This is a genomic window from Arthrobacter saudimassiliensis, assembly GCF_059090665.1.
The window spans coordinates 332,828-347,022 of sequence record NZ_JBNHFX010000002.1 but is presented as its reverse complement, the minus strand read 5'-3'; the positions used below and the strand labels follow the sequence as shown (position 1 = coordinate 347,022).

The window sequence follows — 14,195 nt, the reverse complement described above, 5'->3', positions numbered from 1 at the left end:
CCGATCCGGTTAGTGCCCGGCCTCGTGCCAGCTGATGCCCGCGCCGACCGAGACGTCCAGCGGCACGGACAGGTCGGCCGCTCCGGCCATCTGTTCGCGCACCAGGGCTTCCACGGTCTCGCGCTCACCGGCCGCCACTTCGAGCACCAGTTCATCGTGCACCTGGAGCAGCATGCGGGACTTCAGGCCCTGCGCGCGCAGCTCGGTGTCCACGCCCAGCATGGCACGCTTGATGATGTCCGCGGCGGAACCCTGGATGGGCGCGTTCAGCGCGGCGCGTTCAGCCATCTCCCGCAGCTGCCGGTTGTCGCTGGACAGGTCCGGCAGATAGCGGCGGCGTCCCTCGATGGTGGAGGTGAAACCGTCCTTGCGGGCCTGCTCGACGACGCCGCGCAGGTAGTCCCGCACCGCGCCGAAGCGGGTGAAGTAGTCCCGCATGAGGGTCCGGGCCTCGTCCACCGGGATGCCCAGCTGCTTCGACAGGCCGAAGGAGCTCAGCCCGTAGACCAGGCCGTAGGACATCGCCTTGACCTTGGACCGCATGGCGCTGGTGACTTCCTCCGGCGCCACGTTGAAGATGTGCGAGCCCACGAAGCGGTGCAGGTCCTCGCCGTTGCGGAACGCCTCGATCAGGCCCTCGTCCCCGGAGAGGTGGGCCATGATCCGCATTTCGATCTGCGAGTAATCGGCGGTGAGCAGCTGCTCGTAGCCCTCGCCGACGACGAAGACCTCGCGGATCCGCCGGCCTTCCTCGGAGCGGATGGGAATGTTCTGCAGGTTGGGGTTCACGGAGGACAGCCGGCCGGTGGCGGCGATGGTCTGCGTGTACGTGGTGTGGATCCGCCCGTCGTCGGCGACCGACTTGTGCAGGCCCTCCACAGTGGAGCGCAGCTTCGAGGCGTCGCGGAAGGCCAGCAGCTGCTCCAGGAACGGGTGGCCCGTCTTGACGATCAGGTCCGCCAGGGCGTCGGCGTCGGTGGAGTATCCGGTCTTGATCTTCTTGGTCTTGGGCAGGCCCAGCTCGTCGAACAGGACGGCCTGCAGCTGCTTGGGCGAGCCGAGGTTGATCTCCTTGCCGATGATCCGGAACGCCTCGGAGCTGGCATTGCTGATCGTGGCGCTGAAGTCGTCGAGCAGCCGCTCCAGCTTGTCGCGGGAGACGGCGATGCCGGCCATCTCCATGTCGCCGAGCACGCGGGCCAGCGGCAGCTCGAGGCCGCCCAGCAGCTGGTTGGCGCCGCGCTGGAGCAGCTGGCCGCCGAAGTGGTCGCTGAGCTGGAGGGCGGCATAGCCGTTCAGGACGGCCGCCGAGGCAGCCGCCTCATCTTCGGCTTCATCGCCGAGGGGCAGCGCGAGCTGGTTGTCCGCCTCGGGGGCCGCCCCCAGGGCCACCTTCAGGTGGTGCTGGGCCAGGCCGGCCAGGTCGTAGCTGCGCCGGTCGGGCTGGATGAGGTAGCCGGAGATCATGGTGTCGTCGACGACGCCGGCCAGCCGCAGGCCGCGGGCCGCCAGCGCCTTGTAGGCGGCCTTGAAGTCGTGCACGACCTTCGGCGCGTCAAGGTCCTCAAGCCACGCGGCGAGGACCTTCTCGGCGTCGGCGTCGAGACGGGTCAGCGGCACGAGCGCCGACGCCTCGTCGGTCACCAGGGCCAGCGCGACGGTGTCGGCCGCGGCGCCGGTTCCCTCGACGATCAGCTGGAGGGCCGTCTTGGCCTGGTTCGTGGCGTTGATCCAGGCGGTGAGCTCGGCGGCCCCGGTGATCACCTCGTGTGCCGGCGGTTCGAAGCCGGGCTGCTGCGCCTGCTCCTCCTCGCCGTACATGTCGAAAAGGCGCTTGCGGAGCGCGTTGAACTGCAGTGCGTCAAAAAGCTCCTCGACGGCGTCGCGGTCGGGGCGGCGTGCGGTCATGGCATCGAGGTCCACCGGCAGGTCGATGTCCCGCAGCAGGTGGTTAAGCCGCCGGTTGCGCTTGACGCCCTCGATGTTGGCCCGCAGCGAATCGCCCACCTTGCCCTTGATGCTGTCGAGGTTCTCGATGATGCCCTCGAGCCCGCCGTAGAGCTTGATCCATTTCGCGGCGGTCTTGGGCCCGACGCCGGGGACGCCGGGCAGGTTGTCGGCCGTTTCGCCGACGAGCGCGGCCAGGTCGGAATACTGATGCGGCGGGACCAGGTACTTGGCCTCGACGGCGGCGGCGTCCATCCGGGGCAGGTCGGACACGCCCTTCTTCGGGTAGAAGACGGTCACCCGGTCGTTCACCAGCTGGAAGGCGTCGCGGTCTCCGGAGACCACCATGACGTCCCAGTCCTTGGCGGCGGCCTGCTCGGCGAGGGTGGCCAGGATGTCGTCGGCCTCGAAGCCGTCGACGGTGAGCGTGGGGATGTTCATGGCTTCGAGGACCTTGATGATCAGGTCCACCTGGCCGTGGAACTCTTCGGGCGTCTTGTTCCGGCCGGCCTTGTACTCGGTGTATTCCTCGGAGCGGAACGTGGGGGTGTCCAGGTCGAACGCCACGGCGAGGTGGGTGGGCTGCTCCTGCTTGACCAGGTTGATCAGCATGGAGGTGAACCCGTAGACGGCGTTGGTGTGCTGGCCGGTGTCGGTGGAGAAGTTCTCGGCGGGAAGGGCGTAGAAGGCCCGGAACGCCATGGAATGCCCGTCGATGACGAGCAGGCGGTTCCGTCCGCCGTCGGACACCGTCCCCAGGGCCTGGGCGGACTCGATGCTGCTGTCCGGAACGGTTTCTGCGGCCGGTTTGGTTGTTTCACTCACAACTGCAAGCCTAGTGGCCATGAAGGACATTTTCACGCCGGCCGATGAGGCCTCCGGCACGCCCGAGAACCCGTATGTGAGCCAGCTGACGGAGGCGGGGGTTCCCCCCGAGCTGCACGCCGGACTTGCGGCCCACGGCGTGGGCAACCTGGTCGAGCGGATGGGCATCCGTTTCCTGGAGATGACGCCCGGGCGGCTGGTCGCGACCATGCCGGTGGAGGGCAACGAGCAGGTCGCCGGCATCCTGCACGGCGGCGCGCACCTGGTGCTCGCCGAGACCCTGGGATCCTTCGGCGCCGGCCTGCATGCCGGCCCGGGCCGCCACGCCGTCGGTATCGAGATCAGCGCCACCCACCACCGCTCGGTCTCCTCCGGGCTGGTGACGGGAACGGCGACGGCGCTGCACCTGGGCCGCACGCTGACCACCCACGAGGTCGTCATGACCGATGAGCAGGGCCGGCGGCTGTCCACCGCCCGCATCACCAACATGCTGCGCGACAACCGGTAGCCGAGCGAAAAACGGCCCCGGAATAGACCGGGGCCCTCCCGTGGTTGCCGTCGAGGTACCCACGACGGCCGCGGACATCGGCGTGCCGTCCGAAAGGAAGGCCCTGCATGAACCTGTTCTCCCCGCTCACCGTCGGCTCCGTGGAGCTGTCCAACCGGCTGGTGATGGCCCCGCTGACCCGGATGCGCAGCGGCCGCGACGGCGTCCCCGGCCCCATGGTGGCCGAGCACTACCGCCAGCGCGCATCCCTCGGCCTGATCATCAGCGAGGGAACGTACCCGAGCTTCGCCGGCCAGGCCTTTACCGGCCAGCCCGGCCTGGTGACGGAGGAGCAGGTGGCCGGCTGGCGGAACGTCACGGACGCCGTGCACGCAGCCGGCGGGCGGATCTACGCCCAGGTGATGCACTCCGGCCGGGTCACGCACCCGGGCATCAACGGCGGGCGCGAGGTGCTGGCGCCCAGCGCCGTCGCCATCAACGGCCTGACCCACACCTATGAGGGCAAGCAGCCCTATCCGGTGCCGCGGGCCCTGGCCGCCGACGAAATCCCGCAGATCATCACGGAGTTCGTGGCCGCCTGCCGCAATGCGGTGGAGGCCGGGTTCGACGGCGTCGAGCTGCACGGTGCCAACGGCTACCTGCTGCACGAATTCCTCTCCCCCGCCGCCAACCTGCGCACGGACGGCTACGGCGGCTCGCCGGAGAACCGGGCCCGCTTCGTGATCGAGCTCTACCGGGCCGTCGCGGAGGAGATCGGCGCTGAGCGGACGGGCCTGCGCATCTCCCCCGAGCACAATGTCCAGGACGCCCTGGAAACCGATCCGGAGGACCTGCTGGCCACCTATGGCACCCTGGTGGACGCCATCGCGCCGCTGAAGCCCGCCTACCTGAGCATCCTGCACAGCGACCCCGCCGGGCCCCTGGTCCAGGAACTGCGCCGCCGGTTCGACGGCCCGCTCCTGCTGAACTCGGGCTTCGGCGTCGAGACCACCCGGGACGAGGCCCTGGGGATGATGGACCAGGGCCTGTGCGACGCTGTCGTCGTCGGCCGCCCCGCGCTCGCGAACCCCGACCTGGTGCGGCGCTGGCGCGATGACCTGCCGCTGAACGCCCCGGACCGGAGCACCTTCTATGCCTTCGGCCCGGAGGGCTACACGGACTACCCCGAGTACGCCGGGCAGAACTGACGCTGCCGGACACTGCCGGGAACCTGTGCAAAAGGCAGGGGACCTGCTCCGCGAAAGGAGCAGGTCCCGTGCCTTTTATGCTGTCGGGCCTTCCAGGCTGCCGGCGCTGCGGCAGGCGGGTTCAGCCGTGCAGCGCGGGAACGATGAGGTAGATCCCGGCCAGCACCGCCGCCCCCGACACGGCGAAGCAGGCGTAGGAGCCGACGCGGGCCAGGGCGAGGGTGCGCGGCGGCGTCGCCGGGTCCTCGGGATCGGTGGCGACCGCGCTCAGCCGCACGCCCAGGGAAAACAGTCCGACGACGGTCAGCGAGGCCAGCAGCGTCGCGACGGCGACGATCAGGAAAGACAGCCAGTCAATGTTCACTTTTCGTCAGCCTCCGTGGTTGCCCGGGCGCTGCCCGGATTCTGTCCTGCGCCGCCGGCGGCCTGCGCGGCGCCGACGGGCTTGTCCGTTGCCGCGGCTGCTGCGGCGGAGGCCTTGGCGGCTTTGCTGCGCCCCCGGCGCCGGCGCTTGATCTTCACGACGTCCCCGGCGGCGTCGATGTCGCTGATCGCGTTGTCGGAGCCCACGCGGCTGCGGCGGGAGTACAGGAAGATGCCGAGCATGATGCCGCCGCCGACCACTGCGTCGATGGCAACGCCGACCACGCCCAGCGACGCGGCCACCGCCGCCGCGGCGGCTCCGATCCCGGCAGCTGCCGGCAGCGTCAGCAGCCAGCCGCCGGCGATCCGGCGGGCGGTGCCCCACCGCACCGTGGCTCCCTTGCGGCCCAGGCCCGAGCCGATCACCGAGCCGCTGGCCACCTGCGTGGTGGACAGCGCGAAGCCCAGGTGCGACGAGGCCAGGATGGCGGCCGCGGTGCTGGTTTCGGCGGAGAAGCCCTGTGCCGGCTTCACCTCGGTCAGGCCGGAGCCCATCGTGCGGATGATGCGCCAGCCGCCGGCATACGTTCCGGCTGCGATGGCGATCGCGCAGGCCGCGACGACCCAGGTGACCGGCCCGCTGCCGGACGCCTGGAACCCGCCGGCGATCAGCACCAGGGTGATGACGCCCATGGTCTTCTGGGCGTCGTTGGTGCCGTGCGCCAGGGCCACCAGCGAGGAGGAGAAGACCTGTGCGTGCCGGAATCCGCCGCGGCGGCGGGGCAGCTTTGCCCCGTCCGGATCGGACCGCCGGGTGACGGCGTAGGCCAGCTTGGTACACAGGTACGCTGCGGTTCCGGCGATCACCGGGGCGAGCAGGGCAGGCAGGATCACCTTGGACATCAGCACGGAGTAATCCACGGCCCCGAAGCCGGCGCCCACCACGGCGGCGCCGATCAGGCCGCCGAACAGTGCATGGGAGGAGCTGCTGGGCAGGCCCAGCAGCCAGGTCAGCAGGTTCCAGATGATCGCCCCGAGCAGCCCGGCGAAGATCATCACCGGCGTGATCTGGATTCCCCCTTCGCCTTCCCGGATCAGGCCGCCGGAGATGGTCTTGGCCACCTCCGTGGACAGGAAGGCGCCCACCAGGTTGAGCACCGCCGCGAGGGCGACGGCGGTCTTCGGCTTGATGGCACCCGTGGCGATCGGCGTGGCCATGGCATTCGCGGTGTCGTGGAAGCCGTTGGTGAAGTCAAAAAGCAGCGCCAACGCGATCACGAGCGCGACCATGAGGGTGAGGTCCACCAGATACCTAACTCAAGAAGGATACGATTCCGCGGGCATGGGCCGGCCCAGGCTTGGATGCTCTGGAGGGCTCATGCGCCGCCGCGCTCCGGGGCCTGGTCCCGGAGGGACGGGGCTGCGGAAGAGACCTGGCAGCGGGGCTGCAGGCGGCTCGGCGCAGTCGAAATCCTATGCCCTGGGCCTTCATCGGCCAAAGCGGGGACCGCCCGCCCCGCCCGGGCCGGGGCACGCCGCGGACCGCGGCCGACCCCCGGGAAGACCTAGATCTGCAGCCCGGTCTGCGGTGTTTCGACTCCGAACTCCACATCGATCACGGGATCGGATGTGGGCAAGACCACCCGCCGGGTGTGCGTGGTCGCCCCGTCCGGCTCCACCACCGCGAGGATGTAGGTTCCGGGTCGTGGCAGCGGCAGTTCGTAGCGGCCCGCTCCGTCCGAACGGGCCGCGGCGGTGACGGCCTCGGTGGGGCGGCCCAGCACCACCAGGCAGTCCGCCAGCGGCCGGCCGGCGTGGGCCACCGTTCCGCTGAGCATCAGCCGCCGCTGGAAGCGGATGTCGCGTTCCGTGTCCTTGCCGGGAACGGTGACCACCTCGGACACGGGGCGCCAGCCGTGCTGGCCGGCCACGAACAGGTAGCGCCCTTCCCCGGGCAGGACGACGGCATACCGGCCCCCGTCGTCGGCGCGGTCCCAGTCCACCTGCGTGCCGTCCATGGACAGGACGGAGACGGTGCCGCCGGCCACGGAGGCGTCGTCGGAGGCGCGCAGCACGCCGGTGACCATCACCTCGCGTTTGACGGCTGCCGGGGCGGCGCCGGGCGCCGCATGCAGCTCCGGATGGGTTGCCTCCCGGCGGGCCGGGGCGGGCACCAGGCAGGAGATCCCGGTGGCCGCCAGCGCGGCTGCGCCGGCCAGGAGGAAGATCAGCCGGAAGGCGTCGACGCCGGGGAAGACGGCGCCGTCGATGCGGACCGTCAGCGCTGCCAGCACGGTCGCGACGGTGGCGCTGCAGGTGGAGGTGCCCACCGACCGCAGCAGCGTGTTCACGCCGTTGGCGGCCGCCGTATCGGTCAGGGGCACGTTGGACATGATCAGCGTCGGCATGGCGGACATTGCGATGGCCGTGCCGACGGAGACGACGACGGCGCCGGTGATGATGCCCGGCACGGAGTGCAGCAGCACCACCCGGGACAGATAGCCTGCGGCCATCACCGCGCAGCCCACCACGAGCGTCAGGCGCGCCCCGTGCCGGTTGGTGATCCGCGCCGCCAGCGGGGCGGCGGCCACCATGGCCAGTCCCGACGGGATCATGGTCAGGCCCGCCGTCAGCACGCTCAGCCCGAACCCGTACCCGGTCTCCGGCGACAGCTGCAGCTGCTGGGTGGTCACCAGCATGTTCGCGTACATGGAGAACCCGACGAGGATCGTGGCCGCGTTGGTGAGCAGCACCGGGCGCCGGCCCGAGGTCCGCAGATCCACCAGGGGCTCGCCGATGCGCAGCTCAAGCGGGAACCACAGCGCCAGCAGCACCGCCGCCGCCGTGAACAGCCCCAGGATCGGTCCGCTCCCCCAGCCCCAGACCCCGCCCTTCGTAATGGCCAGCAGCAGGGCCGTCATGGCCGCTGACAGCAGGATCGCTCCCGTCCAGTCGAACCGCCCCGGGGTGCGGACCCGGGATTCCGGCACGCAGAAGAAGACCGCGGCCACCAGTACCGAGGCGATGGTCGCCACCACCCAGAACGTGGCCTCCCAGCCCAGCCGCTCATAGATGAGCCCGGCCATGGGCAGCCCCAGGGCGCTGCCGATGCCGAAGCTGGCACTCATCAGGGAGACGGCGGCGGCGATCCGACGCTGCGGGAGGGCATCGCGCAGGATGCTGATTCCCACCGGGATCACCGCCCCGCCGAACCCCTGCAGCGTCCGGCCGGCGAGCACCCATTCAAAGGATCCCCCCAGCGCTGCGGCGTATCCCCCGGCCACCATGGCGGCCATGCTGATAAGCAGCATGCGCTTCTTGCCGAACATGTCCGCGAGCCTGGAGACGATCGGCGTGGCCACCGCGGCACTGAGCAGCGTCACCGTCACCAGCCAGGACACGTCGTCGCTGCTGACGCCGAAGACCCGCGGATATTCCGGCAGCAGCGGGACCACGGCGGTCTTCTCCAGCGACACCACGATGCCGCCACAGGCCAGGACCGCGGTGACCAGCCAGGCGGGGCTGCCGCCTCCACGACCGCGGGAACCCGGGGGCTCCGTTCCGCCCGCCCGGTCGGCGCCCGACGTCGGGCTGCCCCCTCGTGCGTCCCCGGACCCGCTGCCCTGCATCATGCGCGCCTCCCGGCGTCGAAGGTCAGCTCCTGGTGATCGGCACCTTCCGCCCGCTGTCCCCGGCTGCGGGCAGCGGCACCCGGACCTCGAGGACGCCGTCGCGGTAGGAGGCGGCGACGTCGTCCGCGGACGCGCCCTGCGGCAGCCGGACCTCGCGGGTCATGGAGCCGTACCGGAATTCCGTCCGGTACCCCTCCCTGCCCTGGCGGCTGCTCTCCTCCCGGCGCTCGGCATGGATGCGCAGCACGCCGTCCGCCACGGTGACGTCCAGGCCCGTATCGGGATCGATGTCCGGAAGGTCGGCGCGGACAACGAGCGCCTGGCCGTCCCTGTACTCCTCGATGGGAAAGCCGGAAGCGACGTCCCAGTCCCCCTCAAAGAAACGCCGCACGGGCTCCGGAAGCTCGAAGCGGTCGCGTCGTGAAAGTCCAGCCATGGTTCCTCCTGGGTATGCGGAAGCGGTGCCTTGCCGGCGGGGCCGGAGCCGGTATTGCCGTTCAGGCTACGCCCGCGCGCGGGCGTACCTCAACGGGTCCGGCACCGGCGGCGCCCGCCTCCCCCGCAGGTTGCCGGGGCGGGGCGGGGACCGCCCGTACCGTCTCGCGGCGCCCGCCGCCGGAACCGCTCCATTGTCTGGTATTGGCCTTTCGGCCGCGCGTATAGTCGGCACTGCGCGCTGCCCTTGGGGAATCTAGGACCGCCGCCGCGCACCGCGGCGAGGTGTCAGTTGGGGACACTGAACTGGAGGTCAAAGACCATGCCGCAAGCCGGAGAATCCCAGAACGGCCAGAGGGACTTCCTCACCGTCAATCCCGTGTTCGCCCGTCCGGGCGAAGAAACCGTCGCACCGAAGTTTTCACTGCGGGACGGGCAGATGATGCCCGAAACCGCGTATCAGATCGTGCATGACGAGACCATGCTGGACGGCAACGCCCGGCTGAACCTCGCCACGTTCGTCAGCACCTGGATGGACGACCACGCCAACCGGCTGTACTCCGAAACCTACGACAAGAACATGATCGACAAGGATGAGTACCCGCAGACTGCCGCCATTGAGCAGTACTGCTGGAAGATCCTCGCCGATCTCTGGCACTCACCGGATCCGCAGGGCACGATCGGCACCTCGACGGTCGGCTCATCCGAGGCCTGCATGCTGGGAGGCCTGGCCTTCAAGCGGCTCTGGCAGCACAAGCGCCGCTCCGAAGGGAAGTCCACCGAGAAGCCGAACCTCGTCATGAGTTCGGCGGTGCAGGTGTGCTGGGAGAAGTTCTGCAACTACTTCGACATCGAGCCCCGGCTGGTGCCCATCACGGAGGAGCACAAGTGCCTTGACGGGCACGGGCTGGAGAACTATGTCGACGAGAACACCATCGGGGTCGTCGCGATCATGGGCGTGACCTACACCGGCATGTATGAGCCGGTACAGCAGATCGCCGCCAAGCTCGACGAGATCCAGGCCTCGACCGGGCTGGACATCCCCATCCACGTGGACGGCGCCTCCGGAGGGATGATCGCGCCGTTCCTGCAGCCGGACCTCACCTGGGACTTCCAGCTCGAACGGGTGCACTCGATCAGCACCTCCGGGCACAAATACGGGCTCGTCTATCCCGGCCTTGGCTGGGTGGTGTGGCGGGAGCGGCAGTGGCTGCCCGAGGACCTGATCTTCTACGTCAGCTACCTCGGCGGGGACATGCCGACCTTCGCACTGAACTTCTCCCGGCCCGGGGCCCAGGTCGTGCTCCAGTTCTACCTGTTCCTGCGGCTGGGCCGTGACGGCTACCGCCAGGTGCAGCAGGCCTCGCAGGATGTGGCGCTGTTCCTCTCGCACGGAATCGCGGAGATCGGGCCCTTCGAACTGTGGAACGACGGCTCCGACATTCCCGTCTTCGCCTGGCGGCTCAAGCAGGGCCACACGGACAAATGGACGCTCTACGACCTGGCCGAGCGGCTGCGTTCAAAGGGCTGGCTCGTGCCCGCCTATCCGATGCCGGATGACCTCTCCAACCTCACGGTCGAGCGGATCGTGGTGCGCAACGGCCTCAGCATGGACCTGGCCTCCAGCCTGCTGGAGGACATCCGCACCGAAACCGAATACCTGGAGAACCTCTCGGCGCCCATGCCCACGGAAGCGGCCCACCCCGGCTTCCACCACTAGACCCTGGAGGTGAGTGGTATGAGCGATTCCACTGCATCGACTGACCGGCAGGCACGGGCCAAACGAACAGCGACCATCTCGATCGGCGCGCTCGCCGTGATGAACATCGTCGCCATCGTCTCCCTGCGCGGCCTGCCGGCAGAGGCCGAATACGGGCTGAGTTCCATCTTCTACTACGTCCTGGCCGCAGTCGTGTTCCTGATTCCGGTCTCCATCGTCGCGGCGGAGCTGGCGACGGGATGGCCCGAAACCGGCGGTGTGTTCCGATGGGTCGGCGAGGCGTTCGGCGCGCGCTGGGCGTTCCTCGCGATGTTCATGCTCTTCATTGAGGTGTCCATCTGGTTCCCCACCGTCCTGACCTTCGGCGCCGTGTCGCTGGCCTATACCGGCACCAACGCGAACCTGGACGCCCAGCTCTCCGGCAACAAGGCCTTCGTCCTGGCGGTGGTGCTGGTGGTCTACTGGGCAGCCACGTTCATCGCCTTCCGCGGCGCGGGCGCCTTTTCCCGGGTCGCCAAGTGGGGCGGCATTGTCGGTACCCTGATCCCCGCCGGCATCCTGATCGTGCTCGGCTTCGCCTATCTGTTCTCCGGAAACCGGCTGCAGATCCAGACCGGCTGGAATGAACTCATTCCGGACTTCACCAACTTCTCCAACGTGGTGCTGGCAGCCAGCATCTTCCTGTTCTACGCAGGCATGGAAATGAACGCCATCCATGTGAAGGACGTGAAGAACCCCACCCGCAGCTACCCGCTGGCGGTGCTGATAGCCGCCGCCGGAACGGTCGTGATCTTTGTCCTCGGCACGCTGGCCATCGCCTTCGTGGTGCCGCAGGCGGACATCAACCTCACGCAGAGCCTCCTGACGAGCTACAACGACATGTTCGAGTGGGCGGGCATCGGCTGGGCCGGGCCCATCATCGCCGCGATGCTCCTGCTCGGGGTGCTGGCCGGCGTGGTGACCTGGGTGGCCGGTCCGTCCAGCGGCCTGCTCGCCGTAGCCAAGGCGGGGTACCTGCCCCGGTTCTGGCAGCACACCAACCAGCACGGCATGGGCACGCACATCCTGCTCTTCCAGGCACTGCTCGTGACGGCCCTGGGAGTGGTGTACGTGGTCCTGCCCTCGGTCCAGGCGGCGTACCAGATCCTCAGCCAGCTGACCGTCATCCTCTACCTGATCATGTACCTGCTGATGTTCGCCGCGGCGATCTATCTCCGGTACAGCCAGCCGCACCGGCCCCGGCCCTACAAGGTGCCCGGCGGCGACGTCGGCATGTGGATCGTGGGCGGCGTCGGTTTCCTGGGCTCGCTGATGGCCTTCGCCTTCAGCTTCATACCGCCGGACCAGATCGCCGTCGGCTCCCCGGAGCTGTACGTCGGCATCCTGGTCGGCGCCGCCGTGGTCATGGTGGCACTGGCCTTCGTGATCTATGCCTTCCGCAAGCCGCACTGGCGGGACCCGGACAGCGAATTCGTGCCGTTCACCTGGCAGCTGGAGGGCAAGCACCCGGGCACCGTGAACGACTCCTCGGTGCCCACCAGCACCCTCTCCGATGAGTTCCTCAGCGGAGAACGGTCCCGGACCGGTGCGAAGGCCTCAGCCTCCGGCACCGACGACGCGCCGCAGCCGGTATCCGACAGCGGCGGACGGACCCCGGCGGCGTCGGGCGGGCGGCAGCGTCCGCGGCTGCGGCGCCGGCCCGGTCCGGCGGCAGGCGGGAGTTCAGCGACATGATGCCATCCAGACAGGACATCGAAAATGCCGTCCGGACCGCCCATGCGGACCACGTGAACGACACCGGCGGCGCCAACGCCAGCTACATCCCGTATCTGGCCTCCGTTGACCCCGCATTGTTCGGGGTGGCGGTGGTGACGGTCGACGGCGATGTGTACGAGGCCGGAGACACCCGGTTCGAGTTCGCGCTGGAGTCCATTTCCAAGGTGTTTTCCATGGCGCGCTGCATGGAGGACGTGGGGCTGGAGTCCTTCCACGACAAGATCGGCGCCGACCCGACCGGCGAGCCGTTCAACTCGGTCATCGCGCTGACGCTGCATGAAGGCAAACCGCAGTCGCCGCTGGTCAACGCCGGCGCGATGGCGACGGTGTCACTGATCCAGGCGGATTCGCCCGGGGACCGCTGGCAGAAGATCCTGCAGACCCAGAGCGACTTCGCGGGCCGGCAGATCTCGCTGAGCGATGCGGTGAACGACTCGGAGCAGTCGACCAACTTCCACAACCGCGCGATCGCCTGGCTGATGTACTCCGCCGGGACCATGTACTCCGATCCGATGGAGGCCTGCGAGGTCTACACCCGCCAGTGCTCGACGCTGGTGACGGCCGTGGACCTGGCGACCATGGGGGCGACCATCGCGGCCAGGGGAACCAACCCGGTCACCGGGAAGAAGGTCATCTCGGATCCCTCGTTCGTGCCGCCCATGCTCGCCGAAATGACGATGGAGGGCCTGTACACCGCCTCGGGCGACTGGGCCTACAAAGTGGGCCTGCCGGGCAAGTCCGGCGTGGGCGGCGGCGTGCTCGCCGTCATGCCGGGAGTCCTTGCCATAGCAGGCTTCTCTCCTCCGCTGGATCCGGCGGGCAACAGCGTGCGGGGCCGGCACGCCGTCGCCCAGGTGGCGGCCGCGTTGAAGCTGAACCTGTACAACGCCAGCGACTACGCGTCCTGATCCGGAGGGGTGGATCCGGAGGAAGGCCCTGCGGGGCGGGGGCGTCCCCGCACCGCAGGGCCTTCTCCTGTCCGCCGCCGGTCAGCCCGGCTGCGCAGCGGGGGGCCGGATGCCGTAGTCGGCGCTGATCTTTGCGGCCGCATCCCGCAGCCGGGGCAGCACCAGGGCCTCGACGGCTTCGGCGCCCCGGTGCCGGTGGAGGGAGACGTTGGCGGCAGCCACCACCCGGCTGCCGAGCCGCACCGGAACGGCGACGCCGCTCAGGCCCTCCTCCAGTTCCGCCCGGACCACGGACCAGCCCTGCCTGCGGACGACGTCGAGCTCGCTGCGCAGCTGCTCCGCCGACGACACGGTGCGCGCGGTGTACGGGCGGATGTCGCTGCGGGCGAGCCGATCCTGCAGGTCCGCGGGCTCAAGGCCGGCCAGCAGCACCCGCCCCATGGACGTGGCCCAGGCCGGGAAGGAGGTGCCGACATTCACGGAGACATTCACCAGCCGCGGTGAAATGACCCGGGCGACGTACACGATCCGGGTGTCGTCGAGGACGCACAGGGACGTCGTTTCCATCAGGTCCGAGGCCAGGGCGCGCAGGTGCGGTTCTGCCACCGCCGGAAGGGTCAGGCCGGAGAGGAAGGATGATCCGATGCTCAGCGACCGGGGAGCCAGCTCGTACCGGCCCTCATGCAGGCTCACGTAGCCCAAATCCGCCAGTGTCATCAGGAACCGGCGTGCCGCGGCCCGGCTGAGGTCCGCGGCCGCAGCAACATCGCTGACGCTCAGCCGCGGGGACTCGGCAGTGAAGGCGTCCAGCACGGCGAACGTCTTTTCGACGCTCTTGACGTACCAGCTCCGTTCGTCCCCGGCCATGCACTCCCCCTGCTGCTTCCCGGAACC

Annotated in this window: 11 protein-coding genes; 5 read left to right on the top strand and 6 right to left on the bottom strand. The window is 69.3% G+C overall.

Translation table 11 applies throughout. From position 1 onward, the window contains the following. Nucleotides 1-9: 9 nt before the first annotated feature. A complete protein-coding gene (polA, locus tag AC5RV6_RS08800) occupies nucleotides 10-2,772 on the bottom strand; it encodes a DNA polymerase I (protein ID WP_494006930.1) in 2,763 nt (920 codons plus the stop codon). Between the two features lie 19 nt (nucleotides 2,773-2,791). On the opposite strand from polA, the gene AC5RV6_RS08795 reads away from it, so the two are divergent. Together AC5RV6_RS08795 and AC5RV6_RS08790 are read left to right on the top strand one after the other, a co-directional pair. Further along, nucleotides 2,792-3,280, top strand: a complete 489-nt coding sequence (locus tag AC5RV6_RS08795) for a hotdog fold thioesterase (RefSeq protein WP_494006929.1) — start codon at nucleotides 2,792-2,794, stop codon at nucleotides 3,278-3,280. A 107-nt stretch (nucleotides 3,281-3,387) separates the two neighbouring features. Beyond that, nucleotides 3,388-4,467 carry an alkene reductase gene (locus AC5RV6_RS08790; protein ID WP_494006928.1) on the top strand — a complete coding sequence of 360 codons (1,080 nt, stop codon included), beginning with the start codon at nucleotides 3,388-3,390 and terminating at the stop codon, nucleotides 4,465-4,467. Nucleotides 4,468-4,588: 121 nt separating this feature from the next. On the opposite strand, the gene AC5RV6_RS08785 is transcribed toward AC5RV6_RS08790, so the two are convergent. The 4 genes from AC5RV6_RS08785 to AC5RV6_RS08770 form a co-directional block, all read right to left on the bottom strand. Continuing rightward, nucleotides 4,589-4,831 (bottom strand): hypothetical protein, encoded by a 243-nt coding sequence (locus AC5RV6_RS08785; RefSeq protein ID WP_494006927.1) that lies wholly within the window; start codon nucleotides 4,829-4,831, stop codon nucleotides 4,589-4,591. Then, nucleotides 4,828-6,135: an inorganic phosphate transporter gene (locus AC5RV6_RS08780; RefSeq protein ID WP_494006926.1), complete on the bottom strand. Its 1,308-nt coding sequence runs from the start codon at nucleotides 6,133-6,135 to the stop codon at nucleotides 4,828-4,830. Before AC5RV6_RS08780 ends, AC5RV6_RS08785 begins: the two co-directional genes overlap by 4 nt. A gap of 260 nt (nucleotides 6,136-6,395) precedes the next feature. Beyond that, on the bottom strand, nucleotides 6,396-8,462 hold the full coding sequence (locus tag AC5RV6_RS08775) for an MFS transporter (protein ID WP_494006925.1): 2,067 nt from the start codon (nucleotides 8,460-8,462) through the stop codon (nucleotides 6,396-6,398). Nucleotides 8,463-8,484: 22 nt separating this feature from the next. Further along, nucleotides 8,485-8,898: an Hsp20/alpha crystallin family protein gene (locus AC5RV6_RS08770; protein ID WP_494006924.1), complete on the bottom strand. Its 414-nt coding sequence runs from the start codon at nucleotides 8,896-8,898 to the stop codon at nucleotides 8,485-8,487. A gap of 321 nt (nucleotides 8,899-9,219) precedes the next feature. Here AC5RV6_RS08770 and gad point away from each other — a divergent pair, with 321 nt between their 5' ends. The 3 genes from gad to glsA are packed head-to-tail and all read left to right on the top strand — an operon-like array spanning nucleotide 9,220 to nucleotide 13,301. After that, nucleotides 9,220-10,617: a glutamate decarboxylase gene (gene gad / locus AC5RV6_RS08765; protein WP_494006923.1), complete on the top strand. Its 1,398-nt coding sequence runs from the start codon at nucleotides 9,220-9,222 to the stop codon at nucleotides 10,615-10,617. Nucleotides 10,618-10,635: 18 nt separating this feature from the next. Further along, a complete protein-coding gene (gene gadC / locus AC5RV6_RS08760) occupies nucleotides 10,636-12,351 on the top strand; it encodes a glutamine/gamma-aminobutyrate antiporter GadC (RefSeq protein WP_494006922.1) in 1,716 nt (571 codons plus the stop codon). Beyond that, complete coding sequence (gene glsA, locus AC5RV6_RS08755; protein WP_494006921.1) at nucleotides 12,348-13,301, top strand: glutaminase A; 954 nt, start codon at nucleotides 12,348-12,350, stop codon at nucleotides 13,299-13,301. Before gadC ends, glsA begins: the two co-directional genes overlap by 4 nt. An 81-nt stretch (nucleotides 13,302-13,382) precedes the next feature. On the opposite strand, the gene AC5RV6_RS08750 is transcribed toward glsA, so the two are convergent. After that, entirely contained in the window at nucleotides 13,383-14,168 is a 786-nt protein-coding gene (locus tag AC5RV6_RS08750) for an IclR family transcriptional regulator domain-containing protein (RefSeq protein ID WP_494006920.1), read from the bottom strand. Nucleotides 14,169-14,195: the final 27 nt, after the last annotated feature.

Coding starts and splice junctions, on each gene's coding strand:
- glsA (WP_494006921.1), top strand. CDS start 12,348: ATGATGCCATCCAGACAGGACATCGAAAATGCCGTCCGGACCGCCCAT.
- AC5RV6_RS08790 (WP_494006928.1), top strand. CDS start 3,388: ATGAACCTGTTCTCCCCGCTCACCGTCGGCTCCGTGGAGCTGTCCAAC.
- gadC (WP_494006922.1), top strand. CDS start 10,636: ATGAGCGATTCCACTGCATCGACTGACCGGCAGGCACGGGCCAAACGA.
- gad (WP_494006923.1), top strand. CDS start 9,220: ATGCCGCAAGCCGGAGAATCCCAGAACGGCCAGAGGGACTTCCTCACC.
- AC5RV6_RS08775 (WP_494006925.1), bottom strand. CDS start 8,462: ATGATGCAGGGCAGCGGGTCCGGGGACGCACGAGGGGGCAGCCCGACG.
- AC5RV6_RS08795 (WP_494006929.1), top strand. CDS start 2,792: ATGAAGGACATTTTCACGCCGGCCGATGAGGCCTCCGGCACGCCCGAG.
- AC5RV6_RS08770 (WP_494006924.1), bottom strand. CDS start 8,898: ATGGCTGGACTTTCACGACGCGACCGCTTCGAGCTTCCGGAGCCCGTG.
- AC5RV6_RS08750 (WP_494006920.1), bottom strand. CDS start 14,168: ATGGCCGGGGACGAACGGAGCTGGTACGTCAAGAGCGTCGAAAAGACG.